This window comes from Pseudomonas sp. HY13-MNA-CIBAN-0226 (genome assembly GCF_040310305.1).
GTDB lineage: Bacteria > Pseudomonadota > Gammaproteobacteria > Pseudomonadales > Pseudomonadaceae > Aquipseudomonas > Aquipseudomonas gregormendelii.
In genome coordinates this window covers 161183-186085 of record NZ_JBEOPS010000009.1, presented here as the reverse complement: position 1 = coordinate 186085, position 24903 = coordinate 161183, and the positions used below count along the sequence as shown (strand labels likewise).

The 24903-nt window shown below is 59.7% G+C and carries 21 protein-coding genes; 12 read left to right on the top strand and 9 right to left on the bottom strand.

Translation table 11 applies throughout. The annotated features are described in order from the left end of the window. Positions 1-20: 20 nt before the first annotated feature. From AAEZ05_RS12290 to bfr, 4 genes are all read left to right on the top strand, one after another. Positions 21-1022 (top strand): DNA-directed RNA polymerase subunit alpha, encoded by a 1002-nt coding sequence (locus AAEZ05_RS12290; protein WP_003176403.1) that lies wholly within the window; start codon positions 21-23, stop codon positions 1020-1022. Between the two features lie 42 nt (positions 1023-1064). After that, positions 1065-1451, top strand: a complete 387-nt coding sequence (gene rplQ, locus AAEZ05_RS12285; protein WP_007896790.1) for a 50S ribosomal protein L17 — start codon at positions 1065-1067, stop codon at positions 1449-1451. Positions 1452-1675: 224 nt separating this feature from the next. Beyond that, the gene (locus tag AAEZ05_RS12280) at positions 1676-3130 is read left to right on the top strand and encodes a catalase (RefSeq protein ID WP_350647608.1); all 1455 of its coding nucleotides are present in this window, start codon (positions 1676-1678) and stop codon (positions 3128-3130) included. Positions 3131-3279: 149 nt separating this feature from the next. After that, positions 3280-3744 carry a bacterioferritin gene (gene bfr, locus AAEZ05_RS12275; protein ID WP_045057470.1) on the top strand — a complete coding sequence of 155 codons (465 nt, stop codon included), beginning with the start codon at positions 3280-3282 and terminating at the stop codon, positions 3742-3744. A gap of 132 nt (positions 3745-3876) precedes the next feature. Here bfr and uvrA read toward each other — a convergent pair whose 3' ends face one another. Next, positions 3877-6711: an excinuclease ABC subunit UvrA gene (gene uvrA, locus AAEZ05_RS12270; protein WP_045057471.1), complete on the bottom strand. Its 2835-nt coding sequence runs from the start codon at positions 6709-6711 to the stop codon at positions 3877-3879. 191 nt (positions 6712-6902) lie between these two features. Here uvrA and AAEZ05_RS12265 point away from each other — a divergent pair, with 191 nt between their 5' ends. Continuing rightward, positions 6903-8300 (top strand): MFS transporter, encoded by a 1398-nt coding sequence (locus AAEZ05_RS12265; protein WP_350647606.1) that lies wholly within the window; start codon positions 6903-6905, stop codon positions 8298-8300. A gap of 9 nt (positions 8301-8309) precedes the next feature. Beyond that, on the top strand, positions 8310-8843 hold the full coding sequence (locus AAEZ05_RS12260; RefSeq protein ID WP_045057473.1) for a single-stranded DNA-binding protein: 534 nt from the start codon (positions 8310-8312) through the stop codon (positions 8841-8843). A gap of 78 nt (positions 8844-8921) precedes the next feature. Here AAEZ05_RS12260 and AAEZ05_RS12255 read toward each other — a convergent pair whose 3' ends face one another. After that, positions 8922-11126: an OsmC domain/YcaO domain-containing protein gene (locus tag AAEZ05_RS12255; RefSeq protein ID WP_350647604.1), complete on the bottom strand. Its 2205-nt coding sequence runs from the start codon at positions 11124-11126 to the stop codon at positions 8922-8924. A gap of 135 nt (positions 11127-11261) precedes the next feature. Continuing rightward, positions 11262-11816, bottom strand: a complete 555-nt coding sequence (locus AAEZ05_RS12250) for a cysteine hydrolase family protein (RefSeq protein ID WP_045057475.1) — start codon at positions 11814-11816, stop codon at positions 11262-11264. 101 nt (positions 11817-11917) lie between these two features. Here AAEZ05_RS12250 and AAEZ05_RS12245 point away from each other — a divergent pair, with 101 nt between their 5' ends. The 3 genes from AAEZ05_RS12245 (at position 11918) to AAEZ05_RS12235 (ending at position 14891) form a co-directional block, all read left to right on the top strand. After that, entirely contained in the window at positions 11918-12904 is a 987-nt protein-coding gene (locus AAEZ05_RS12245) for a GlxA family transcriptional regulator (RefSeq protein ID WP_205892765.1), read from the top strand. Positions 12905-13033: 129 nt separating this feature from the next. Continuing rightward, positions 13034-14143: a DUF3182 family protein gene (locus AAEZ05_RS12240; RefSeq protein ID WP_045057477.1), complete on the top strand. Its 1110-nt coding sequence runs from the start codon at positions 13034-13036 to the stop codon at positions 14141-14143. Beyond that, positions 14133-14891 carry an alpha/beta hydrolase family protein gene (locus AAEZ05_RS12235; protein WP_045057478.1) on the top strand — a complete coding sequence of 253 codons (759 nt, stop codon included), beginning with the start codon at positions 14133-14135 and terminating at the stop codon, positions 14889-14891. Before AAEZ05_RS12240 ends, AAEZ05_RS12235 begins: the two co-directional genes overlap by 11 nt. A 67-nt stretch (positions 14892-14958) precedes the next feature. Here AAEZ05_RS12235 and AAEZ05_RS12230 read toward each other — a convergent pair whose 3' ends face one another. The 4 genes from AAEZ05_RS12230 to AAEZ05_RS12215 are packed head-to-tail and all read right to left on the bottom strand — an operon-like array spanning position 14959 to position 18938. Further along, complete coding sequence (locus tag AAEZ05_RS12230) at positions 14959-15945, bottom strand: lysylphosphatidylglycerol synthase domain-containing protein (RefSeq protein WP_045057479.1); 987 nt, start codon at positions 15943-15945, stop codon at positions 14959-14961. Then, positions 15932-17224: a cardiolipin synthase ClsB gene (clsB, locus tag AAEZ05_RS12225; protein WP_350647602.1), complete on the bottom strand. Its 1293-nt coding sequence runs from the start codon at positions 17222-17224 to the stop codon at positions 15932-15934. The genes AAEZ05_RS12230 and clsB overlap by 14 nt, the downstream gene beginning before the upstream one ends. Then, entirely contained in the window at positions 17221-18015 is a 795-nt protein-coding gene (locus AAEZ05_RS12220; protein ID WP_045057481.1) for an endonuclease/exonuclease/phosphatase family protein, read from the bottom strand. The genes clsB and AAEZ05_RS12220 overlap by 4 nt, the downstream gene beginning before the upstream one ends. Then, positions 18012-18938, bottom strand: coding sequence for a DUF72 domain-containing protein (locus AAEZ05_RS12215; protein WP_350647600.1), 927 nt, complete (start codon positions 18936-18938; stop codon positions 18012-18014). The genes AAEZ05_RS12220 and AAEZ05_RS12215 overlap by 4 nt, the downstream gene beginning before the upstream one ends. Positions 18939-19169: 231 nt before the next feature. On the opposite strand from AAEZ05_RS12215, the gene AAEZ05_RS12210 reads away from it, so the two are divergent. The 3 genes from AAEZ05_RS12210 to pgnE all read left to right on the top strand — a co-directional run bounded on the left by AAEZ05_RS12210 (position 19170) and on the right by pgnE (position 23341). Next, positions 19170-21293 (top strand): mechanosensitive ion channel family protein, encoded by a 2124-nt coding sequence (locus AAEZ05_RS12210; RefSeq protein WP_350647598.1) that lies wholly within the window; start codon positions 19170-19172, stop codon positions 21291-21293. Positions 21294-21534: 241 nt separating this feature from the next. Next, positions 21535-22419: a sugar nucleotide-binding protein gene (locus tag AAEZ05_RS12205; protein WP_122838858.1), complete on the top strand. Its 885-nt coding sequence runs from the start codon at positions 21535-21537 to the stop codon at positions 22417-22419. Continuing rightward, positions 22412-23341 carry a UDP-N-acetylglucosamine epimerase PgnE gene (pgnE, locus tag AAEZ05_RS12200; protein WP_350599300.1) on the top strand — a complete coding sequence of 310 codons (930 nt, stop codon included), beginning with the start codon at positions 22412-22414 and terminating at the stop codon, positions 23339-23341. The genes AAEZ05_RS12205 and pgnE overlap by 8 nt, the downstream gene beginning before the upstream one ends. A gap of 94 nt (positions 23342-23435) precedes the next feature. Here the strand turns inward: pgnE and AAEZ05_RS12195 are convergent, their stop codons facing one another. Continuing rightward, entirely contained in the window at positions 23436-24134 is a 699-nt protein-coding gene (locus tag AAEZ05_RS12195; protein WP_045057486.1) for an OmpW/AlkL family protein, read from the bottom strand. A gap of 247 nt (positions 24135-24381) precedes the next feature. Next, entirely contained in the window at positions 24382-24900 is a 519-nt protein-coding gene (locus AAEZ05_RS12190; RefSeq protein ID WP_045057487.1) for a DUF3299 domain-containing protein, read from the bottom strand. Positions 24901-24903: the final 3 nt, after the last annotated feature.

Sequence of the window (24903 nt, the reverse complement as noted above, 5' to 3'; positions counted from 1 at the left end):
GCTAGAAAATAGGTGCATCCATGCAGATTTCGGTAAATGAGTTCCTGACACCCCGCCATATTGATGTGCAGGTTGTCAGTCCAACCCGCGCCAAGATCACTCTCGAGCCTCTCGAGCGTGGTTTCGGCCACACCCTGGGCAACGCGCTGCGACGCATCCTGTTGTCCTCAATGCCCGGCTGTGCAGTAGTCGAGGCCGAGATTGACGGTGTACTCCATGAGTACAGCGCCATCGAAGGCGTACAGGAAGACGTAATTGAAATCCTGTTGAACCTTAAAGGTCTGGCTATCAAGCTGCACGGTCGTGACGAAGTTACGCTGACCTTGTCGAAGAAGGGTTCGGGGGTGGTTACCGCTGCCGATATTCAGCTGGATCATGATGTCGAGATCGTTAACCCCGATCACGTAATCGCTAACCTGGCGTCTAACGGCGCCCTGAACATGAAGCTCACCGTAGCTCGTGGTCGTGGTTATGAACCGGCAGACTCGCGTCAGAGCGATGAAGACGAAAGCCGCAGCATCGGTCGCTTGCAGCTTGACTCTTCGTTCAGCCCGGTTCGCCGTATCGCATACGTGGTGGAAAACGCCCGTGTCGAGCAGCGTACTAACCTGGACAAGCTGGTTATTGATCTGGAAACCAACGGTACCCTGGATCCTGAAGAGGCTATCCGCCGTGCTGCAACCATCCTGCAACAGCAGTTGGCTGCGTTCGTCGATCTCAAAGGTGACAGTGAGCCAGTGGTTATCGAGCAGGAAGACGAGATCGATCCGATCCTGCTTCGCCCGGTTGACGATCTGGAACTGACTGTACGTTCGGCTAACTGCCTTAAGGCGGAAAACATCTACTACATCGGTGACCTGATTCAGCGTACCGAAGTAGAGCTGTTGAAGACTCCGAACCTTGGCAAGAAATCCTTGACTGAAATCAAGGACGTTCTGGCCTCCCGCGGTCTGTCCCTCGGCATGCGCCTCGACAACTGGCCGCCTGCAAGTCTTAAGAAGGACGACAAGGCGACTGCCTGATCGTCGTAATCACCGAACGTTGTGTTTGGTAAGGAATGAACCATGCGTCATCGTAAAAGTGGTCGTCACCTGAGCCGCACCAGCTCGCACCGCAAGGCCATGTTTCAAAACATGGCGGTGTCGCTGTTCGAGCACGAGCTGATCAAAACTACACTGCCAAAAGCTAAAGAACTGCGTCGCGTTGCTGAGCCGCTGATCACTTTGGCCAAGACAGACAGCCTGGCTAACCGCCGTCTGGCTTTCGACCGTACTCGTTCGAAAGCTATCGTTGGTAAGCTCTTCAACGACCTGGGCAAGCGTTACGCTACCCGTGAGGGTGGCTACCTGCGCATCCTCAAGTGCGGTTTCCGCACGGGTGACAACGCGCCTATGGCGTACGTTGAGTTGGTTGATCGTCCAGTTGGCGGTGAAGCTGTATCCGCTGAGTAAGACGTCAGTCTGAAACGAAGAACCGGGCCTAGTGCCCGGTTTTTTGTGTCTGCAAGAAATGCATCGCTGTGGTGGTTACGGTCATTATTCGGTCGGGACTGTTGTTAGTATTTTTCTATTGATTGTCGCAAATTAATGAATTTGTAGATTAGGCGATCAACGGTAATACTCGTCTCAAGCCGATTAGCCGGCAAGATCCAGACCTGACATAGGATGAACACCGCATGAGCCAAACCAGAACGCTAACCACCGCCAGTGGCGCTCCTGTCGCTGATAACCAGAATTCCCGCTCTGCAGGCCCTCGCGGCCCGCTTCTGCTCGACGATTTCCATCTGATCGAGAAGCTCGCGCATTTCAACCGTGAAAACATCCCTGAGCGCCGCGTCCACGCCAAGGGTTCAGGTGCCTATGGCACCTTCACGGTAACTCGTGACATTACCGAGTACACCAGCGCCAAGCTGTTCGAAGCGGTCGGCAAGCAAACCCCAACCTTCCTGCGATTCTCTACCGTAGGTGGTGAGCGTGGTTCGGCCGATACCGAGCGTGACCCGCGGGGCTTTGCCCTGAAGTTCTATACCGAGGAAGGTAACTGGGACATCGTCTGTAACAACACGCCAGTGTTCTTCATCCGTGATCCGCTGAAATTTCCTGACTTCATCCACACGCAAAAACGTCTACCCCAGAGCAATCTCAAAAGCGCGCAGATGATGTGGGACTTCTGGTCCCACTCGCCTGAGGCGCTGCACCAGGTCACCATCCTGTTCTCGGACCGTGGAATCCCTGACGGCTACCGTCACATGCACGGCTTCGGCAGCCACACCTATAGCCTGCTCAATGCCAGGGGCGAGCGTCACTGGGTGAAGTGGCATTACAAAACCCGGCAAGGGATCAAGAACCTCGCGCCGGCAGATGCTGCACGCCTGGCGGGTACCGATCCAGACTACGCCCAGCGCGACCTGTTCGAAGCGATCGAGCGCGCAGACTTCCCGAAATGGCGCGTTTGCATTCAGATCATGACTGAGGCGCAAGCGGCTGCTCATTATGAAAATCCTTTCGACGTGACCAAGACCTGGTCGCAGAAAGAGTTTCCGCTGATCGAAGTGGGTGAGCTTGAGCTTAACCGTAATCCGCTGAACTACTTCGCTGAAGTCGAGCAAGCGGCATTCGGGCCAAGCAACATGGTCCCAGGTGTTGGCTTGTCGCCGGACCGCATGCTCCAGGGCCGTGTATTCGCGTATGCGGATGCCCACCGCTACCGCATAGGTACCAATCACCAGCATCTGCCGGTGAATGCACCTCTCAGCCCTGTGAACACTTACCAGCGCGACGGCTCGATGGCATTTGGCAGCAATGGTGGTGCGGCACCCAACTATGAGCCGAACAGCTACGTGGACGCTCCGAAGCAGGCGCCTCGTTACGCCGAGCCAGCCCTGCAGCTGAGCGGCGCCGCTGACCGCTTTGATCATCGCGAAGACACCGACTACTACAGTCACGCCGGTGCGCTGTTTCGCCTGATGAACGACGAGCAAAAGCATCTGCTGGTCAGCAACATCTCTGGAGCGATGTCGGGTGTTTCCAGCGACGTGGTTGATCGTCAGCTGCAACATTTCTTCAAGGCCGATCCGGCGTATGGAGAAGCAATCGCAAAGGCACTCAACGTACAGATTAACGAAGTCTAAACGAGAAGCAGAACCGCCCTCATTTGGGCGGTTTTTGCGTTATTTAGGCCGGTTTTCTCTGAATATCTTCGCATTTATTGCGTCTGGCGAGTGACGTTCCGGGCATGTTGGTTCAAACTACAGACTTTCAAGCAGGGAGATGTAGGGCGATGCAAGGCCACCCAGATGTTATCGATTACCTCAACACGTTGCTGACCGGCGAACTCGCCGCGCGTGACCAGTATTTTGTTCACTCGCGGATGTATGAGGACTGGGGGTTCACCGAGCTCTACGAACGTATCAACCACGAGATGGAAGAAGAGGCGCAGCACGCTGACGCCCTGATGCGTCGCATCCTCATGCTCGAAGGCACGCCACGCATGCGTCCGGACGACCTGGATGTGGGCACCACCGTGCCGGACATGCTCGCCGCCGACCTGCGCCTGGAATACAAAGTCCGCGCCGCACTCTGCAAGGGCATCGAGCTCTGCGAGTTGCATAAGGACTACGTCAGCCGCGAGATCCTGCGTATTCAGTTGAACGACACCGAAGAAGATCACACCTACTGGCTCGAGAAGCAGTTGGGCCTGATCAAGTTGATCGGCCTGGAGAATTACCTGCAATCGCAGTTCTGATCCAAAAGATCGCAGCCTTCGGCAGCGCCTACAGGTGCGCGCATTCCCACGTAGGAGCTGCCGAAGCCTATAGAAGATACAAAAAAGCCCCTGTCACCGACAAAGTGACAGGGGCTTTTTCATGGGCGCAGATCAGTCCCGGTCGCGAGCCAGCAACGGCTTGAGATAAAAACCGGTGTGAGACTGCTTCATCTCGGACACTTCTTCGGGTGTGCCCACTGCAATGATCTGCCCACCCTTGGAACCACCCTCCGGGCCAAGATCCACCAGCCAGTCAGCTGTCTTGATCACATCCAGATTGTGCTCGATCACTACCACGGTATTGCCGTGGTCGCGCAGACGGTGCAATACATCGAGCAGTTGCTGGATATCCGCGAAGTGCAAGCCGGTGGTCGGCTCATCGAGGATGTACAGGGTCTTGCCCGTGTCACGTTTCGACAGCTCGCGGGACAGTTTGACCCGCTGGGCTTCACCGCCGGACAAGGTAGTCGCCGACTGTCCGAGCTTGATGTAGGACAAGCCCACGTCCATCAGGGTCTGAAGCTTGCGCGCCAGAGCCGGAACCGCATCGAAGAATACCCGGGCTTCCTCGATAGTCATCTCGAGGGTTTCGTGAATGTTCTTGCCCTTGTACTTGATCTCCAGGGTTTCGCGGTTGTAGCGCTTGCTCTTGCAGACGTCGCACGGCACGTAGATGTCCGGCAGGAAGTGCATCTCTACCTTGATCAGGCCATCACCCTGGCACGCTTCGCAGCGGCCGCCCTTTACGTTGAAGGAGAAGCGACCCGGGCCGTAACCACGGGAACGGGACTCCGGTACGCCGGCAAACAATTCGCGAATCGGCGTGAACAGCCCGGTGTAGGTCGCCGGGTTGGAGCGCGGCGTACGACCGATCGGGCTCTGGTCGATGTCGACAACCTTGTCCAGATGCTCCAGCCCCTTGATGCTGTCGTGTGCGGCAGCTTCGAGTGTGGTTGCACCGTTCAGCGCAGTGGCGCTCAGGGGAAACAGGGTGTTGTTGATCAGCGTCGACTTGCCCGAGCCGGATACGCCGGTCACACAGGTCAACAGGCCGATCGGAATCTCCAGGTCGACATTGCGCAGGTTATTGCCGCGAGCGCCCTTGAGAGACAACGACAGCTTCTTGTTGCGTGGGGTGCGCTTGGCGGGCACCGCGATCTTCACGCGTCCGGACAAATATTTGCCGGTCAATGAATCCGGGTGGGCCATGACCTCGGCGGGCGTGCCCTCGGCAACAATATGTCCACCGTGTACCCCGGCGCCTGGGCCGATATCCACTACGTAATCCGCCAGGCGGATCGCATCTTCATCATGCTCGACCACGATCACCGTGTTACCGATGTCGCGCAGGTGCTTGAGGGTGCCCAGCAGACGGTCGTTGTCACGCTGATGCAGACCGATTGAAGGCTCGTCGAGGATGTACAGCACGCCCACCAGGCCGGCGCCAATCTGGCTGGCCAGGCGGATTCGCTGGGCTTCACCGCCGGACAAGGTGTCAGCACTACGGTCCAGCGAGAGGTAGTCGAGACCCACGTTAACCAGGAACTGCAGGCGCTCGCGGATTTCCTTGAGGATTTTGTCGGCAATTTCACCGCGACGACCGGTGAGCTTCAGCCCACCGAAATATTCACAGGCGTCGCCAATCGGCAGGTTGGTCACTGCCGGCAGCGTCTTCTCGCCCACCCAGACGTGCCGCGCTTCGCGACGCAGGCGGGTGCCGCGGCAGTCCGGGCAAGGCTGGGTACTCAGGAACTTGGCCAGTTCTTCGCGCACCGACGCCGACTCTGTTTCGCGATAGCGACGTTCCAGGTTAGGCACGATGCCTTCGAATGGGTGCGAGCGTTTGACGATATCGCCACGGTCGTTCAGGTATTTGAAGTCGACGTTCTGCGAGCCACTGCCATGCAGAATGAATTTCTGCTGATCGGCGGGCAATTCGTTGAACGGCACTTCAAGGCTGAATTTGTAATGCGAGGCCAACGACCCGAGCATCTGGAAGTAATAGACGTTGCGCCGATCCCAGCCGCGTATGGCGCCCTCTGCGAGTGTCAGCTCGCCATTGACCAGTCGCTTGATATCGAAAAACTGTTTCACCCCCAGGCCGTCGCAGGTGGGGCAAGCGCCAGCCGGGTTGTTGAAAGAAAACAGCTTGGGCTCAAGCTCGCTGATCGCATGGCCGCAGATCGGGCAGGCGAAGCGCGCGGAGAAGATGATCTCTTCACCAGGCTCGTCGTCCATCGGCGCTACCAGGGCAATGCCGTCGGCCAGTTTCAAGGCGGTCTCGAAAGACTCGGCCAGGCGCTGTTGCAGATCGGCGCGAACCTTGAAGCGGTCGACCACGACATCAATCGAATGCTTTTTCTGCTTGTCCAGCTTCGGCAGTTCATCCAGCTCGCACAGCCGGCCGTTCACCCGGGCGCGCACGAAGCCCTGGGCGCGCAGTTCTTCGAAGACCGACAGGTGTTCGCCTTTGCGCTCGCGAATGACCGGGGCCAGCAGCATCAGCTTGCTGCCCTCCGGTTGAGCGAGGACCAGGTCGACCATCTGGCTGACGGTTTGCGCTTCCAGCGGGATATCGTGGTCCGGGCAGCGCGGGATACCAACGCGGGCGTACAGCAGGCGCAGGTAATCGTAGATTTCGGTGATGGTGCCGACGGTCGAGCGCGGGTTGTGCGACGTCGACTTCTGCTCGATGGAAATCGCTGGCGACAAGCCTTCAATGGTGTCGACGTCAGGTTTTTCCATCATCGACAGGAACTGCCGCGCATAGGCCGACAGCGATTCGACGTAGCGGCGCTGGCCCTCGGCGTACAGGGTGTCAAAAGCCAGGGAAGACTTGCCGGATCCGGACAGGCCGGTGATGACGATCAGTTTGTCCCGTGGCAGGGTCAGGTCGATGTTCTTCAGGTTGTGGGTTCGGGCCCCACGAATCAGGATCTTGTCCAAAGTGGCCTCGCTTGGCGGGCGTCGAAAACGTAGGAGTATACGGCCAAATACTGGATGGATGCACACTATCAAACGAGCGGGTTATTCTCTTACATGAAGAGTCTGACAGGTGAGCGCGGCAAAGCGTCGCGATATACCCTGTCAATCGATGGGACTGGTAGAATCGCCGCCGGTTCACATGAGGTTTTTCCATGCACGATCCCCACAGCGAACGCATGAGTGGCAGTGAGACCCGCGCAGCAAGCGGTCTGGCCCTGGTGTTCGCCTTCCGTATGCTTGGCATGTTCATGGTGTTGCCCGTGTTGGCGACCTATGGCATGGACCTGGCTGGCGCCACCCCGGCCCTCATCGGACTGGCGATTGGCGCTTACGGCCTGACCCAGGCGCTCTTCCAGATTCCGTTCGGCTTCATTTCCGATCGCATCGGCCGTCGCCCGGTGATCTACCTGGGGCTAATCATCTTTGCCCTGGGTAGCGTATTGGCCGCCAATGCCGATTCGATCTGGGGTGTGATTGCCGGGCGAATCCTGCAGGGTGCAGGCGCGATTTCCGCTGCGGTGATGGCACTGCTGTCCGACCTGACCCGCGAGCAGCACCGCACGAAAGCCATGGCCATGATCGGCATGACCATCGGCTTGTCATTCGCCGTCGCAATGGTCGTGGGCCCTCTGCTGACACGCGCCTTCGGCCTGTCCGGGTTGTTCCTGGCCACTGGCGCCATGGCGCTGCTTGGCATCGTCATCGTGATGTTCATGGTGCCCCGTGCCACCGGTCCGCTGCTGCATCGAGAATCCGGTGTGGCCCGCCAGGCGCTGCTGCCAACGCTCAAGCATCCGGACCTGTTGCGCCTTGACCTGGGCATTTTTGTGTTGCACGCCATGTTGATGTCCAGCTTCGTTGCCTTGCCCCTGGCACTGGTCGAAAAAGCCGGCCTGCCCAAGGAGCAGCACTGGTGGGTTTACCTCACTGCGCTGCTGATTTCCTTCTTCGCCATGATCCCGTTCATTATCTACGGCGAGAAGAAACGCAAAATGAAACGAGTTTTATTGGGCGCGGTGCTGACGCTGATGCTCACTGAGCTATTCTTCTGGCAGTTCGGCGATAGCTTGCGGGCTCTGGTAATCGGCACGGTGGTGTTCTTCACCGCGTTCAATCTGCTGGAAGCTTCGTTGCCATCGCTGATCAGCAAGGTTTCACCGGCAGGCGGCAAGGGCACGGCCATGGGGGTTTATTCCACCAGTCAGTTCCTCGGTTCGGCGTTGGGCGGGATCATGGGCGGGTGGATGTTCCAGCATGGCGGTTTGTCGGCTGTGTTCCTTGGATGCGCCGGGCTGGCTGCCCTCTGGTTGGCCTTTGCTGTTACCATGCGCGAACCACCCTACGTGACGAGCCTGCGCTTGCCGCTGTCGCCCGAGGCGATCCGCGAAGCGGGTCTGGTCGAGCGCCTGATGGCCGTCGTAGGGGTAACAGACGCAGTCGTGGTTGCTGATGAAGCAGCCATTTACATCAAATTGGACACCGAACTATTGGATCGCACCACCCTCGAGCGCCTGGTGAACAACCCGGCCCCGACAGCGTGCGAAGCCTAGGAGAACGTTATGGCCCGTGGGGTTAACAAAGTCATATTGGTCGGCACTTGCGGCCAGGATCCCGAAGTTCGCTACCTGCCTAACGGTAACGCCGTGACTAACCTGAGTCTGGCGACCAGCGAACAGTGGACCGACAAGCAAACCGGTCAGAAGGTCGAGAAGACCGAATGGCACCGTGTATCGATGTTCGGCAAGGTTGCCGAGATCGCCGGCGAATACCTGCGTAAGGGTTCGCAGGTGTACATCGAAGGCAAGCTGCAGACCCGCGAGTGGGAAAAAGACGGTATCAAGCGTTACACCACTGAAATCGTGGTCGACATGCAAGGCACCATGCAGCTGCTGGGCGGCCGTCCACAACAGGGCGACCAGCAAGGCGGGGGCAACAACTACCAGCAGTCCGCCCCGGCTCCACGCCAGCAGGCTCCACGTCCGCAATCGGCACCGCAACAGTCTGCACCGCAGCAGTCGCGTCCAGCCCCTCAGCAGGCCGCTGCGCAGCCAGCTCCGGATTTCGACAGCTTTGATGACGATATCCCGTTCTGATCCGCAGCTTGTTCAGAACCGCAAAACAAAAAAAGCGAAGCCATATGGCTTCGCTTTTTTGTGGGCGCCGTTAAAAGGTTAACGGGACAGAGCAGTCACATTGGCCCGCGCCGAGTGCAGTTTCTTGTAGCTGTCGATCAGCCGCAGGTGCCGGTCCAGCCCCTCCAGCTTCATGCTGGTCGGCGTCAAGCCATGGAAGCGCACGCTGCCGTCCACCGAACCAATCGCCGCATCCGTTCGCTCGTCGCCAAACATCCGGCGGAAATTAGCCTCGTAGTCTTCCAGTTCCAGGTCTTCGTCGAGTTTCATTTCCAGCACGACGTTGACTGCCTGATAGAACAGGCCACGTTCAACGGTGTTGTCGTTGTACTGCAGGAACATTTCCACGGCCTCTTTCGCCTCTTCATATTGCTGCAGGGCGAGATAAATCAGCAGCTTCAACTCCAGGATCGTCAACTGACCCCAAGCGGTGTTGTCATCAAATTCGATGCCGATCAACGAAGTGATGTCGGTGTAGTCGTCCAGCTCACTTTCCACCAGGCGCTCAACCAGTGCCTGCAGTTCCTCGTCGTCCAGGCGATGCAGGTTGAGGATGTCGGCGCGGAAGAACAGCGCCTTATTGGTGTTGTCCCAGATCAGGTCGTCCGCCGGATAGATTTCCGAGTAGTCCGGCACCAGGATGCGGCACGCCTTGGCGCCGATATGCTCGTAGACCGCCATGTACACCTGCTTGCCCATGCCGTCGAGAATGCCGAACAAGGTTTCGGCTTCTTCGGCATTCGAGTTTTCGCCCTGGCCGGAGAAGTCCCACTCGACGAATTCGTAATCCGATTTGGAACTGAAGAAGCGCCACGACACCACGCCGCTCGAGTCGATGAAGTGTTCGACGAAGTTATTCGGCTCGGTGACCGCGTGCCCTTCAAAAGTCGGCTGGGGCAAGTCGTTGAGGCCTTCGAAGCTGCGACCCTGGAGCAATTCGGTCAGGCTGCGTTCCAGTGCCACTTCCAGGCTTGGGTGGGCGCCGAACGAGGCGAACACGCCGCCGGTGCGCGGGTTCATCAGGGTCACGCACATCACCGGGAATTCACCTCCCAGGGACGCATCCTTGACCAATACGGGGAACCCTTGCTCCTCCAGGGCCTGAATGCCGGCCAGGATACCCGGGTACTTCGCCAGCACGTCGGCCGGCACATCAGGCAAGGCAAATTCGCCTTCGATGATTTCGCGTTTGACCGCGCGCTCGAAGATCTCCGACAGGCATTGCACCTGGGCTTCGGCCAGGGTGTTGCCGGCACTCATGCCGTTGCTCAGGAACAGGTTCTCAATCAGGTTGGAAGGGAAGTACACCACTTCACCGTCCGAACGCCGCACGTAAGGCAGCGAGCAGATGCCACGTTCTTCATTGCCCGAGTTGGTATCGATCAGATGGGAGCCGCGCAGCTCGCCGTCGCGGTTGTAAATCTTCAGGCAGTACTCGTCGAGAATTTCAGTCGGCAGCGCGTCTTTGCGGCCAGGCTTGAACCAGCGCTCGTCCGGGTAGTGCACAAACGCGGCGTTGGCGATGTCTTCGCCCCAGAACTGATCGTTGTAGAAGAAGTTGCAGTTGAGTCGCTCGATAAACTCGCCCAGCGCCGACGCCAGCGCGCCTTCCTTGGTCGCACCCTTGCCGTTGGTAAAGCACATTGGCGAGTGCGCATCGCGGATATGCAGCGACCACACATTGGGTACGATATTGCGCCACGAGGCGATTTCGATCTTCATGCCCAGGTCGGCCAGAATGGCCGACATGTTGGCGATGGTTTGCTCCAGCGGCAGGTCCTTGCCGGCAATATAGGTGCTTGCCTGGGCGTTGGAAGCCGGCATCAGCAGCGCCTGGGCATCGGCGTCGAGGTTGTCCACTTCCTCGATCACAAACTCAGGGCCGGCCTGCACCACTTTTTTCACGGTGCAACGGTCGATGGACCGCAGGATGCCCTGGCGGTCTTTGTCGGAAATGTCGGCGGGCAGTTCGACCTGGATCTTGAAGATCTGGTTGTAACGGTTTTCCGGGTCGACAATGTTGTTCTGTGACAGCCGGATGTTGTCGGTAGGGATATTGCGGGTGCTGCAGTACAACTTTACGAAGTACGCCGCGCACAGCGCCGACGAAGCCAGGAAGTAGTCGAACGGGCCCGGTGCCGAGCCATCGCCCTTGTAGCGGATAGGTTGATCGGCCACCACCGTGAAGTCATCGAACTTGGCTTCAAGTCGAAGGTTGTCGAGAAAGTTGACCTTGATTTCCATGGGGGTTACCAGAATAGCGGGCTAGTCGATTTGGCCGCCATTATCCGGCATTTCAACGGTAAGTCTCCCCCGTCGGGCTGTTTTAGCCGGCAAAGCAAGGGCCGGCCGGAGGATTCGGCCTGGCCCTTTTCAAGGTCAGCGGCTGGCTGCGAGGAATTCGTCAGTCGAGATTACGCTGGCGTAAGCAAAGCCCAAGGCCGACATGAACGCGGCGTGAACCTGGGCGGCTGGCACTGTGACGCCGTTGAACTCCAGGTCGCGTGAGGCGCAAGCGTCGTGAATCACGGTAACGGTGTAGCCGAAGTCGGCAGCGGCGCGGGTAATGCCGTCGATGCACATGTGGCTCATGCTGCCGACCACGACCAGTTCCTTGATACCTTGCTCGTCGAGGATCGACTGCAGTTCGGTTTCACGGAACGAGTTGACGAAGTGCTTGAGCACCACCGGTTCATCAGCGCGGTTCAGAACCTTGGGGTGCAATTTCGCGCCGTCGGAGCCTGGAGTGAAGAAGGGCGCTTCGTCGGAAGTGAACTCATGGCGAATATGCACCACCGAGTCACCGGCATCGCGAAAGGCCTTGAGCAGTCGTACGGCGTTGTCGGCAGCAGCGTCGGCGCCGACCAGCGGCCACTTGCCCTGGGGAAAGTAGTCGTTTTGGATATCGACTACGATGAGTGCTTGCTTGGCCATGACTGTTTCCTCTTGAAGTGTTTGGGTGTGCAATGGAGTATCGGGTGTGGCAGGCATTCCGAGGATTGGCCGCACCGACAATAGAAGGGGGAAAACTGACAATGAGTCTGCAAAGGACCGTCGCCGAGCTGGGCGTGCTGATCTATCCAGGCGCACAGATGGCAGCGGTACATGGCTTGACGGATCTGTTCGGGGTGGCCAACCGCATTGCTGCCGAACATCAGGCTGCACAACTGCCGCTGTTGCGGGTCAGTCATTGGCAAGTGACCGGCGATCTGCCCCCGACCCGGGTATACGACAGCCATCCCGCACCTGAACAATCCCTGGTGGCGATTTTGATCCCGCCGTCGATTGCCGGTTTTACCGAGGGCCAGGCCCCGCCGTCGTTGTTCCACTGGTTGCGTGAGCAACATGCCAGTGGTGCGACCCTGGGTGGCGTTTGCGTGGGTTCGATTCTGCTGGCCGAGAGCGGTTTGCTCGACGGCCGCAGCGCCACCACACACTGGACCTCGGCCAAGGGTTTCGCCGAGCGCTATCCTGCGATCAAGCTCAAGGCCGAGACGCCGATTGTCGATGATGGCGACCTGATTACCACGGCCGGGTTGATGGCCTGGTCAGAGCTGGGCCTGCGGCTCGTCGACCGCCTGCTCGGGCCGAGCATCGCTACCGGCACCGCACGTTTTCTGGTGGTCGAGCACAGCGACAGTGCCAGCGAGTGCGGCAGCAACTTCTCACCTATTCTCAGTCATGGCGACGCGGCGATCCTCAAGGTTCAGCATTGGCTGCAAAGCACAGGCGCGACCGAGGTATCCCTGAGCGTAATGGCGCAACGCGCGGGCCTGGAAGAACGCACTTTCCTGCGTCGTTTTCGTGCCGCTACCGGGCTCAAACCGACCGAGTACTGCCAGCATCTGCGAGTCGGCAAGGCGCGGGAAATGCTTGAATTCACCAACGGCACGATCGATCACATTGCCTGGACGGTGGGGTATCAAGACCCGAGTGCGTTCCGGGCCACGTTCAGGAAAATTACCGGCCTGGCGCCGAGTGATTACCGCAGTCGCTTCGGCGTCGGCGCTGGCCAGAGTTGAACGCTCGAACAGGGGGAATGTCGGAGTGATTAACCGCAAGATTCACTGGCGGCATCCAGCAGGTGGCACCCGGCTTGATCAGAAGCCCTGACCTGCGACATCCACCAAACGCAGATTGAAGGGGGATGCATGACCCCAACAAACCGCAAGAAACTGGTCGTCGCGCACTCCGTGCGGGCCCAGGCACCTCAGCATGAGGTGGAGACCAACCGCGCGCTGGCTCGTTGGCTGGCGCAGATTCTCGGGCTCAAGTTTGGTGGCAGTTACGACGCGAGCGTACACGGCGGTCGCGAGCTGTATCTATTGCCAACCCAGACGCTGGTAGGCGTGGCGGCCGCTCGGGAACTGGGGGTTAGGGGACCGGAAGATTTGTGGGGCGGCTATGTCGACCACGATTTCATCTGCACCAAGGCCATCAGCCATGGTTTATTCAGTCGCGATGCCTGTGCGCCTGAAGGCTGGTCACCGTTGTTTTCCGAGCGGGTGCGTAACGTGGTGCTGGACGGTCTGAGCGTCTTTTCCCTGGAAGACGCCCGTCCCGCAGCGGAGCATCTGTTGCAAAGCGGCCCGATCCGCTTAAAACCGGTGCACGCGTGCGCCGGTCGTGGCCAGGAGGTCGTCAAAACCCTCCAGCAATTCGACACCATTCTCGCCAGACCCGATGCCCAGTCTTTGTTCAGCGAGGGTGTGGTGCTGGAGCAGGATCTGCAAAACGTCATCACCCACAGCGTCGGCCAGAGCTTCATCGGCGACCAGGTGCTCAGCTACTGCGGTGATCAGTACCTGACCGAGGATGCTCACGGCGAGCAGGTCTACGGCGGTTCAAACCTGCTGGTCGTCCGGGGTTACTACGAAGACCTGCTCGAGTTACCGTTGGCAGAAGATGTGCGGCTGGCGATTCGCCAGGCCCAGGTGTTTGATAGCGCCGCCGACGAGGCCTACCCCGGTTTCTACGCTTCGCGGCGCAATTACGATATCGCCCAAGGCCTGGACAGCGAAGGGCAGGTGCGCAGCGGGGTGCTGGAGCAGTCCTGGCGCATGGGCGGCGCCAGCAGCGCTGAGGTGGCGGCCCTGCAGTCCTTCGTCAACGATCCGGGGATGCGCGCGATACGGGTGTCGTCGGTGGAAACCTACGTTGATCAGCCGTTGCCGGCGGACGCTATCGAGGTGTACCGCGGACCCGCGGAAAACAGTGACTTTCTTCTCAAGTACGTAACGGTCAAATCCTATGACGGCTAGAAGCGAAACCATTCAGATCGACATCGACGATGAACAGATGAGCGGGACTTTCCTGAGCCCCAAGTCGAAAGTGCCAGGCGTGCTGTTTGTGCACGGCTGGGGCGGTAGCCAGGAGCGCGACCTGGAACGGGCCATGGGCATTGCCGGGTTGGGTTGCGTGTGCCTGACCTTTGATTTGCGGGGGCACACCGGCGGCACTGGCATTCCTTTGACCCGGGTCACCCGTGAGGACAATTTGCGCGACTTGCTGGCCGCCTACGACCGGCTGCTGGCCCATCCGGCCCTGGATACTTCGGCGATTGCGGTGGTCGGCACCAGTTACGGTGGTTACCTGGCGTCGATCCTGACGTCATTGCGTCCAGTGCGCTGGTTGGCCTTGCGAGTGCCGGCACTGTATCGCGATGAGCAGTGGCACACGCCCAAGCGCGAACTGGACAAGACTGATTTACGTGACTATCGCAGCACGCTGATCCGCGCCGACAGTAATCGCGCGCTGCACGCGTGTTCACAGTTCACCGGGGATGTCTTGCTGGTGGAGTCGGAGACTGATGATTTTGTCCCTCATGCGACCATCATGAGTTACCGCGCGGCGTGCCAGCAGACTCACTCGCTGACCCATCGGATCATCGATGGTGCGGACCATGCCTTGAGCGAGCCGGTGTCGCAGCAGGCGTACACCTCGATCCTGGTGGACTGGATTACCGAGATGGTGGTGGGCGAACGGCTGAGTATCATTCAATCGAAGTGAGAGGTGTGGCGTTCTTGAAACCATCGCGAGCAGGCTCGCGATGGCGTCATCTGTTTCACCAAATGGCTCAACCCGGCTTCTTGGCTATCCGCAGCGACTTGGCCTTGGCTTCCACCACCAGGTACATCACCAGCGTAATCAGCAGCGGCAAAATAAAGTAGATCGCCCGATACGCCAGCAACCCCGCCACCAGGCTGCCACGCGAAGCTTCATGCTGCAGCAGCGCGACAAACACCGCCTCCAGCACCCCAAGACCGGCAGGTATGTGGGTAATCACCCCGGCGATGGCGCTGATCAGCAGTACACCCAGCACCAGTGGATAATCCAGCTTGCTCGGGAGCAAGGTGAAAATCACGGCGGCCATCAGCGACCAGTTCAGCGCGCCCAATGCCAGTTGCAAGACCGCCATGCGCAGCGACGGTAGATTGATTTCCACTCCGCGAATCGACCACTCGCGACGTTTGGAAAACTGACACGCCGCCAGATACCCTGCGCTCACCAGCAACAGCAGCACCCCGACGCCCTGCAGGGCCGTGCTGCTCAGCTTCCAGCCCGGCGGCATGCGCACCAGTCCACTGCTGAACACCGCACCGGCAATCACCATATAGCCGAACCAGTTGGTCGCCAGGCTGAGGCCGAGGATCTTGGCGATGTTCGCCTTGCTCACGCCCAGGCGCGAATACAGGCGATAGCGCATGGCGATGCCGCCGACCCAGGCGCTGAGATTGAGGTTAAACGCATAGCTGATGATGCCCACCGGAAGGATCTGTTTCCAGGTCAGGTCCTGGCGTATGTAGGTGCGACCAATCAAGTCGAAACAGGCGTATACCAGAAAGCTCACCAGCGTCAGCCCTGAAGCAATGATCAAAGTGCGTACTTTGAAGTCCGCCAGGGTGTCGAACACTTCATTCCATTCGATGCGGCGGGCGAGCATCGTGAACAGCACGATCAGCGCCAGGAAAAACAGCATCGTCAGTGGCCGTTTCCAGCGACTCCAGCGGGATTTTCCCGGGCTCTCGGCGTGCGGCGCCGACTGTGTTTCAGCGCTGCTCATGGCGATCACTCCCGGTCGAATGGGTAAACAGTTTCAGGCGCGGCTTATGGGCCGGTAACCAACCGGCCCATGCAGGGAAGTGGCGCAGAAAGTGGAACACCAGAAAGCCCACGGTCATGTGCCAAATCCGCCCGCGTGGAGATTTCTCTGCGGACATGGCCTTGCAGTGATTGTTGCTCAGGTCTTCAAGGCGCTCGAACAGTTGGCGATTGAAGGTGCGATCGCGAATCAGCACATTGGCTTCAAGATTCATCGACAGGCTCAGCGGGTCCAGGTTGCTCGAACCAACGGTGCTCCAGTCCTCATCCACCAGCGCCACTTTGCCGTGCAGCGGGCGCTGGCAGTACTCGTGAATCTGCACGCCGGACTTGAGCAGGTAGTCGTACGTCATGCGTGCAGCCAGCTTGGCGACCAGCATGTCCGGCTGGCCTTGCAGGATCAGTTTGACTTCCACGCCCCGGCGGGCCGCATTGCGGATCTCGCGCAGCAGGCGATAGCCCGGGAAGAAATAGGCGTTGGCGATCACCACCCGGCGCTGGGCACTGCGCAGCACCTGCCGATAGACCTCTTCAATATCGGTGCGATGGTCACCGTTATCGCGATACACCAGGCGCACCTGGCCATCGTGGTCGGTGAACGCCAGTTCCGAGCGCCGCTGCCGACGACGCTGCCACCAATACTTGGCGCGGCCAGGGCGGCCACTTTGCAGCAGGGCAAAGTGATGGATATCAGCCACTGCCGGCCCCTGGATCTCCACGGAATAATCCTGCTTGGCTTCAGGGCCGAAATCGAGCAGGTGATCGCCGGAAAAGTTGATGCCGCCGATAAATGCAATCGTGCCGTCCACCACCACAATCTTGCGGTGCAACCGGCGGAACCAGTTGGTGCGTACGCCAAGGCGCTTGGGGGCTGGGTCGAATATCTGCAGGTGCACACCGGCTTCGCTCAGCGCCGTGAGATAGCCCGTGCTGAGTTCGCCGCAGCCAAAACCATCAAGGCTGGCAGTGACGCGCACCCCGCGTCTGGCGGCGTCGATCAGCACTTCCTGCAATTCGTTACCGACCTTGTCTTCAAAGACGATGAACGTTTCCAGGAGGATTTCCGTCTTGGCCTGGCGCATCGCCTCGAACACCCTGGGGAAATATTCCTCACCGTTTTCCAGCAGTTCCACACGATTATTGCCTTGCCAGCCGTACTCGACATCAACGGCTGCAGGCTCGCGCACCGGGGGGACGGAAACGCTGTCCAGCGTGGTTTTATCCATCGACGGGATACTCATAGCTCGATCTCCACCGATAGCGGTGCGTGGTCGGAAAGATGGGACCAGGGCCGTGCAGCCAATACCTGCGGGCGGCTGGCCTTGAGGTTGCGGACATAAATGCGGTCCAGGCGCAGGACCGGCAGGCGAGCCGGAAAGCTGCGCGCGGGCTTGCCATGATGCTCGGCGAACACTTCGCGCAAACCGCACGGCTTGAGCAGCGCATCGGCGCGCTGGCGCCAGTCATTGAAATCGCCGGCGACTATCACCGGCGCATCCTTGGGCAGCTCTTCCAGACGCCGGGCCAGCAGGCCCAGTTGTTCGTTGCGGTGGGCCTCGTGCAGGCCCAGGTGGACGCAGATCGCATGCACCTCCGGACCGTCGCCCGGCAGGCGTAGCACGCAGTGCAAAATTCCGCGGTTTTCATGGCCGCTGATGGACACGTCGAGATTGTCATGGCGGATGATCTGGAATTTCGACAGCAGCGCATTACCGTGATCGCCCTCGGGGTAGACCGCGTTGCGGCCATAGGCAAATTGTGGCCACAGGCTGTCGGCGAGGAATTCGTACTGCGGCATCGTCGGCCAGTTGTCGTAGCGCTGGGGATGTTGCTCGTGGGTGCCGTGGACTTCCTGCAAAAACACCACGTCGGCGGACACGGCGCGCACCGCTTCGCGTAACTCGGGCAGGATGAAACGCCGGTTGAGCGCGGTGAAACCCTTGTGAGTGTTCACCGTCAGCACGGTGAAACGCCGCACGGCCGCGAGGGGTTGCAATTGTTCTGGTGCCTCGGGCTGTTCAGACATGCTCATGACAGCACTCCTTCGGCTGCGGGCTCGCCGGGGGTAGTGGCCAGACTGTCTGCAAGATGGAAGCGCTCCAGCAGCCTACGCGCATCAAACGGCGCGCGAACCTTGATGTCGTTATCGAAATAGCAGAACACTTCGCGGGACTTGCGCGGCTGGGGTTTGAGCCGCGGAGCGATCAGCTGTGGATCCGCAGGTTGCTGCCCATGGTTCCAGGCATCGATCCGGTCGCCCCAGCGTTTCAGCGCCTGGGCCGTGTAGCCGCTGGCATACAGTTCTTCGGCCCCGTGCAGGCGCAAGTAGACAAAATTGCTGGTGATGTCTTCGCGATAGGACCATTTTCCCGCCGTGTCGGCGATCACCAGTGCCACGTTGTAGCGCTTGAGCAAGCGCACGAACGCCGGGTCGACGAAACTATCGTTACGGATTTCCACGGCATGGCGCAGCGGTCGTTTCCTGTAGGCCTTGATACTGGCATGCCCCGGTACATGGGAATCGTGCTGGCGGGCGAGGGCGGCGGCCTGCTGGGTGTTGTGGGGGAGCTGTTCGAGAAAGCTTTCGAACAATTCGGCATTGAATTTGAAGTTGGGCGGGAATTGCCAGAGGACCGGCCCCAGCTTTTCCTTGAGTTCCAGCACCCCGGAGGCGAAGAAATTGGCCAGGGGCTTATGCACGTCGCGCAAGCGTTTGACGTGGGTGATGAACCGTGGGGCTTTGACGCTGAAGACGAAATCCGCCGGGGTTTGGGCGTACCACTCGGCATACCGCTGCGGACGTTGCAACGCGTAGAACGATCCATTGATTTCGATGCTGTTGACCGCCCTCGACGCGAACTGCAATTCGCGTTTCTGGGTCAACCCCTTTGGGTAGAAATCCCCCCTCCAGGGCAAGTAGCGCCAGCCTGAAATACCAATATGAATCCCCGCCATGTCGCCTCCCGTCTTGTGGTCCTCGGTTTACCCCGTTCCATTGCTGACTGCGGGGCGATAGAGAAAGTTTCGAGCGGGCTACGGACGGTATCTCCCGTGGACAAGCGGCGAGGAGAGGGTTTTGCCAGTTATTGATGGGGCACTGCTGCCGCTATCTCGCGGCCAAAACCGAACTTGCACGGGATTTGTCGATCAGTTCCTCACAGATGCGTTTTCGAGGAGCTCCGCGTTTTGCTCAAGTTCAGGACCGCGATACTACTGGGGGCGTTGCTGATTTTTGCCAGCAACGCATTACAAGCCGCCGCGTTGCCGGGCCTTCCAGCCGCTGCCGAAGAGCCGGCCACGCCGGAGCCGCTGGTGCAGGGCGGTTTGCTCGGTGCCATCAGTTCCAGCATCGATAACGTGCAGGACAAACTCGACCTCAACGAAGACCTGGTGGACGCCTGGCGTTTGCGAGCTGATCGGGCAGCGGACGAAGTCGACAAGCTGGTCAACCAGCCCTCGGCGCGCTCGCCCATGAGCATCGCGGGTGACTTCCTGTTGTTGTCCGGGGTCTGGCTGGGCGCCTTTGCCTTGCTCACGGTGCTCGGTGGCCTGCTGGCCAAGCGGCTGAACCAGGGTCGCTGGCTAGGTACCCGCCAACGCAGTCAGGACCTGCTCAGCTACGTATTGCCCTACACATTGCCCGCGATTATGTGTCTGCCGCTGACGCTGTCCATCAGCCATTTCCTGCCAGCCTCGGTAGGCCGGGCGTTGGCGCTGTGCTTTGCCTACGCCACCAGCAGCGGGATATTTTCCACTTCGATGCTGCTGTGTGTGATCGTCATGTTCAACACCGGGCACAAGCGTGCGGCGGTGCAGATCATCCGCGACTACTGTCCCAAGCCTCTATTCATGATCGGCTTCCTCGCCGCGCTGAGCGATGCCCTGACCAGCCCGCAGATCGCCCGGCAACTGGGCGGCAATATCACCAGCAGCATCGCGGTGTTCACCGGGCTGTTTGCGTCGATCATCTTTGGCTTGCTGGTGATCCGCCTGCGTCGTCCGGTGGCTCACCTGATTCGCAACCGACCCCTGGCGCAACGGCTCAAGCAGCCATCGCTGCAGGAGTCCCTGCGAATTTTCTCCGGACTCTGGTACTGGCCGATCCTGCTGATGGTCATGGTGTCAGCGATCAATTTGATCGGGGTAGGGGAGGATAATCAGAAAGCCCTGCGCTGTGCGTTGTTCACCACCATCCTGCTGATCGCCACGGTATTTCTCAGCACGGTATTCCAGCACCTGTTCAAGTCGCGAAAAGCCGAGGCGCTGCAGCGCAGCAGCGCTTACAAGGAGCGTTTTCTCAGCCTGCTGCACGCACTGGTGCGGATTGTGATGGCAGTGGCTTTTATCGAGATTCTGGGCCGGATCTGGGGAGTTTCGCTGTTCGAATTTGCCGAACGCAACTCGATCGGGCGGGCGATCAGCGACTCGCTGAGCCGCATCGGCCTGATCTTCCTGGTGACCTGGCTGTTCTGGGTGGTGCTCGACACGGCCATTCAGGAGGCCCTGAAGCCGCCCGTCAACAAGCGCTCATCGGCGCGTCAGCCCAGCACCCGGGTGAAAACCATCCTGCCGCTGCTGCGCAATGCGATGAAGATCATCCTGGTGGTGATCTGCGCGATTACCACCATGGCCAACCTGGGGATCAACGTGGCGCCACTGCTTGCCGGTGCCGGGGTGGTCGGTCTGGCGATCGGTTTCGGCTCCCAGCAGCTGGTGCAAGACGTGATCACGGGCCTGTTCATTATTATCGAAGACACGCTATCGATCGGCGACTGGGTGGTGCTCGACTCGGGCCACGCCGGCACTGTCGAGGGCCTGACCATTCGCACCTTGCGCCTGCGCGATGGCAAAGGCTTCGTGCACTCGGTGCCGTTCGGCCAGATCAAGGCGGTTACCAATCAATCTCGGCAGTTCGCCTATGCGTTTTTCTCGGTGCAGTTCACGTATGACACCGATGTTGATAAGGCCATCGAGCTGATCCGCGAGGCCGGGGAGTCGATCCGCGAAGATGCGTTCCTCAAGTACAACCTGCAGGGGCCGCTTGACGTGTTTGGTGTCGACAAGATGGACCTCAATGGCGTGGTGCTTACCGCACAGTTCCGCACGGTATCGGGTGGGCAATATGCGGTGAGCCGGGCGTTCAACCAACGCTTGAAAAAGCTTGTGGATAACAGCCCTTGGGTGCATTTCGCGCAGACTTATCCACAGCAGGTTTTGTTGCCCAAGCGGCAGGGTGACGAGGTTCTGGAGGATGGGCAGGCTCCACAGCATGGGGCTGTTTTGCTGCCGGATCCGCCGCGTTCGCAGTGATTTTCGGTGTGGGTCACACCGCTATCGCGAGCAGAAAATTTGTAACCCCCGATCAACCCTGTGGGAGCGGGCTTGCCCGCGAAGGGGCCATCGGCAACAGCACAATCCACGCAAATACACTTTACGGGTGACGGTTGCGTACTAAACCCGCAAAATGCAACGATTCCGGCAATTATCAATGGCATCACCCTGGGTGCTGTCTAACAGCCATCGTTCCAATCAGACTGGGCCTGCTGACTCTATGCGAATGCGCCTTATGTTACTGGGCGGCGGAAATGCCCTTGGGCAGGCGCTGATTCGCCTCGGTGCGGAGGAAGACATCGGCTTCCTCGCCCCCCGCCCGCCGCAAGACGGCTGGGATGCCGCGAGCCTGACGCAATTGCTCGACGACACCCGCCCGGACGCGCTGATCAACCTTGCGTACTACTTCGACTGGTTCCAGGCCGAGGCGGTCAGCGAGCAGCGTCTGGCCGGGCAGGAGCGCGCAGTCGAGCGCCTGGCCGAATTGTGCCAGCACCACAATATCGTCCTGCTGCAACCGTCGAGCTATCGGGTGTTCGACGGTTCCCGCGCGACGGCCTACAGCGAAAAAGACGAGCCGGTGCCCTTGGGCCTGCGTGGTCAGGCCCTGTGGCGTATCGAGCAAAGCGTGCGGGCCACTTGCCCGCAGCATGTGCTGCTGCGCTTCGGCTGGCTGCTCGATGACAGCGCCGATGGCGCCCTGGGGCGTTTCCTGGCTCGTGCCGAGCAGCCAGAAGAACTGCTGATGGCTGATGATCGCCGAGGCAATCCGACGCCGGTCGACGATGCCGCCCGGGTGATTATTTCGGTGCTCAAGCAACTTGATTGTGCAGCGCCGCTGTGGGGCACCTACCATTACGCAGGGCATGAGGCCACTACGCCGCTGGCACTGGGGCAGGCTATCCTGACCGAAGCGCGCAACCTGCACCCGCTGGCCATCGAAGCACCGACCGCCCAGGCTCACGCCGCGCGCCCTGACGCTGCCGACGAGCCGCAGCATGCAGTGCTGGCCTGCAAGAAAATTCTGCACACGTTCGGGATCAAGCCGCGTGCCTGGCGCGCGGCACTCCCGAGCCTACTGGACAGGTTCTATCGCCATGGCTGACGGCCCAATTCTCATCACCGGCGGTGCCGGTTTCATCGGCTCGCACCTGACCGATGCCTTGCTCGCCAAGGGCCATTCGGTGCGCATTCTCGACGACCTGTCCACCGGCAAGCGCAGCAACCTGCCGCTGGACAATCCCAAGGTTGAGCTGATTCTCGGTGATGTCGCCGATGCAGCGCTGGTGGCGCGCACGATGGTCGGCTGCAGCGCCGTGGCACACCTGGCGGCGGTCGCTTCGGTCCAGGCCTCGGTGGATGATCCGGTCAGAACCCACCAGAGCAATTTCGTAGCTTCGTTGAATGTGTGCGAAGCCATGCGCCAGGCCGGAGTCAAACGCGTGTTGTTTGCCTCCAGCGCGGCGGTCTACGGCAACAACGGTGAAGGCGAGTCGATCGACGAAGAAACGCCCAAATCGCCGTTGACGCCCTATGCCTCGGACAAACTGGCCAGCGAGCACTATTTTGACTTCTACCGGCGACAGCATGGCCTGGAACCGGTGGTCTTCCGTTTCTTCAACATCTACGGCCCGCGCCAGGATCCGTCCTCGCCGTACTCCGGGGTGATCAGCATCTTCAGCGAGCGGGCGCAGAAAGGCTTGCCGATCACCGTGTTTGGCGATGGCGAGCAGACTCGGGATTTTGTTTACGTTGAAGACCTCGTCGACCTGTTGGTGCAGGCCATCGAGAAGCCGCAGGTCGAGGTGGGCGCGATTAATGTTGGCTGGAACCAGGCGACTACGCTCAAGCAGATGCTGCAGGCGCTGGAAGTGGTGGTGGGTCAGTTGCCGCCGGTGAGCTACGCACCGGCGCGCTCCGGAGATATTCGTCATTCACGGGCGAACAATCGACGGCTGCTGGAGCGGTTTACCTACCCGGAGCAGACGCCGATGAGCGTGGGGTTGGCGCGGTTGTTGGGGCGCTGAGTCCTGCCGCAATGATAAAGGCGCCTCGAAGGCGCCTTTATCATTTCTGGACGGGTGTTGACCTTGCTCGCGAAAGCGTTCCGACCCAAGCGGTTTAGAACTTGTAACCCAGGCCAACCATGTAGATGAACGGATCCACATCCACGTCGACCTTGGCCCGGGTGCCCGGTGCCACTGCGTTGTTTTCCACGGTGGCGGTGGTGTCGATGTCGATGTAGCGCACCTGCGCGTTGAGCATGATGTTGTCGGTGATCATGTAGTCGGCACCCACCTGGAACGCCATGCCCCAGGAGTTTTCCGCCTTGAAGTTGCTGAAACCGTTGGCGCTGGCTTCACTGCCCACGTGTTCGTCGTAGATCCAGGTGTAGTTGATGCCGGCACCCACATACGGCTGGAATAGCGACTTGTGATCCAGCGGGTAGTACACCACGCTCAGGGTCGGCGGCAGGTGTTTGAGCGAACCGAGTTTGCCGTTGGCCGCACCCAGGGCGGTGCCTTTGATCTTCACGTCGTGCTCGAACGGGGAGGCGGCGAGCAATTCGATACCCCAGTGGCTGTCGATCATGTACGCGAAGTTCAAACCCAGCTGCGTGTCGCTGCTCATGGTCGCCTTGCCACCCAGGTCGGCCCCGGCCAGTGGGCCCTGGTCGACCTTGACGCTGGAGCTGTCGGCTGTCGGGTTGACGGTGATAGCGCCAGCGCGAACGATGATATCGCCAGCGTCGTGGGCATGGGCGAGCGGGGCTGCGAGCGCGAGGGCAAACAGCGAAGCGCAGAGCGCGGACTTGTGCATGAGGGCTCCAAAGGACGTTAAAAATTTTCGATGTCCAATGGTAAGGCGGCTAACAATCAGGTCTTTTGATTCAGCTCAATGAAACAGTGAAGGGGTGGTTTTTCGTGGAACCTTTGAGGGCCCCATCGCTGGCAAGCCAGCTCCCACAGTGATCGAGTCGTTCACACTTTTTGTGTCACCGACGAAACCTGTGGGAGCTGGCTTGCCAGCGATGGGGCCCTTACAAACAGCCTAAAATTACCGGGGTTTACTCCGGCAGCTCATACGCATAAATCTTGTCCGCCTCCATCTGATACCCCGCATCCGCCAGTTCGCTGGTCGACGCCTTCACCTGCATCGCACCCTCGATCCAGTAAGGCTGATACAGCTCCTCCAGCTTCACGCCCAACTCGCTTTTCACATGCACGATCTGGTTCGACGGCGGTGGCGGTACGTGGATGCAGGCGCCGAAATACGGCACCAGCAGAAACTCCGTGGTGCGCCCTTCCTCACTCACTTCCAGTGGCACGATGTACCCCGGCAGGCGAATGTTCTGGCCGTCGAGTCCCTGCACCACGGGGGCATTGGGCATGTCCTGCTTCGCCGCGGGTGCCGATTCGGCCGACAGCGCACTGCTCATCTGCGACAGGTCATGCAGCGGCGTCATGTCCGGCACTTCCGGTGCTGCGTCCGGGGGGATCATCTCCGACCAGGTCAGGTCCTTGGGCTGGGCTGCCCACAGCGGCAGGGCGAACAGCATCAACAGCGCGAGCAGGACGCGGGGCATCTT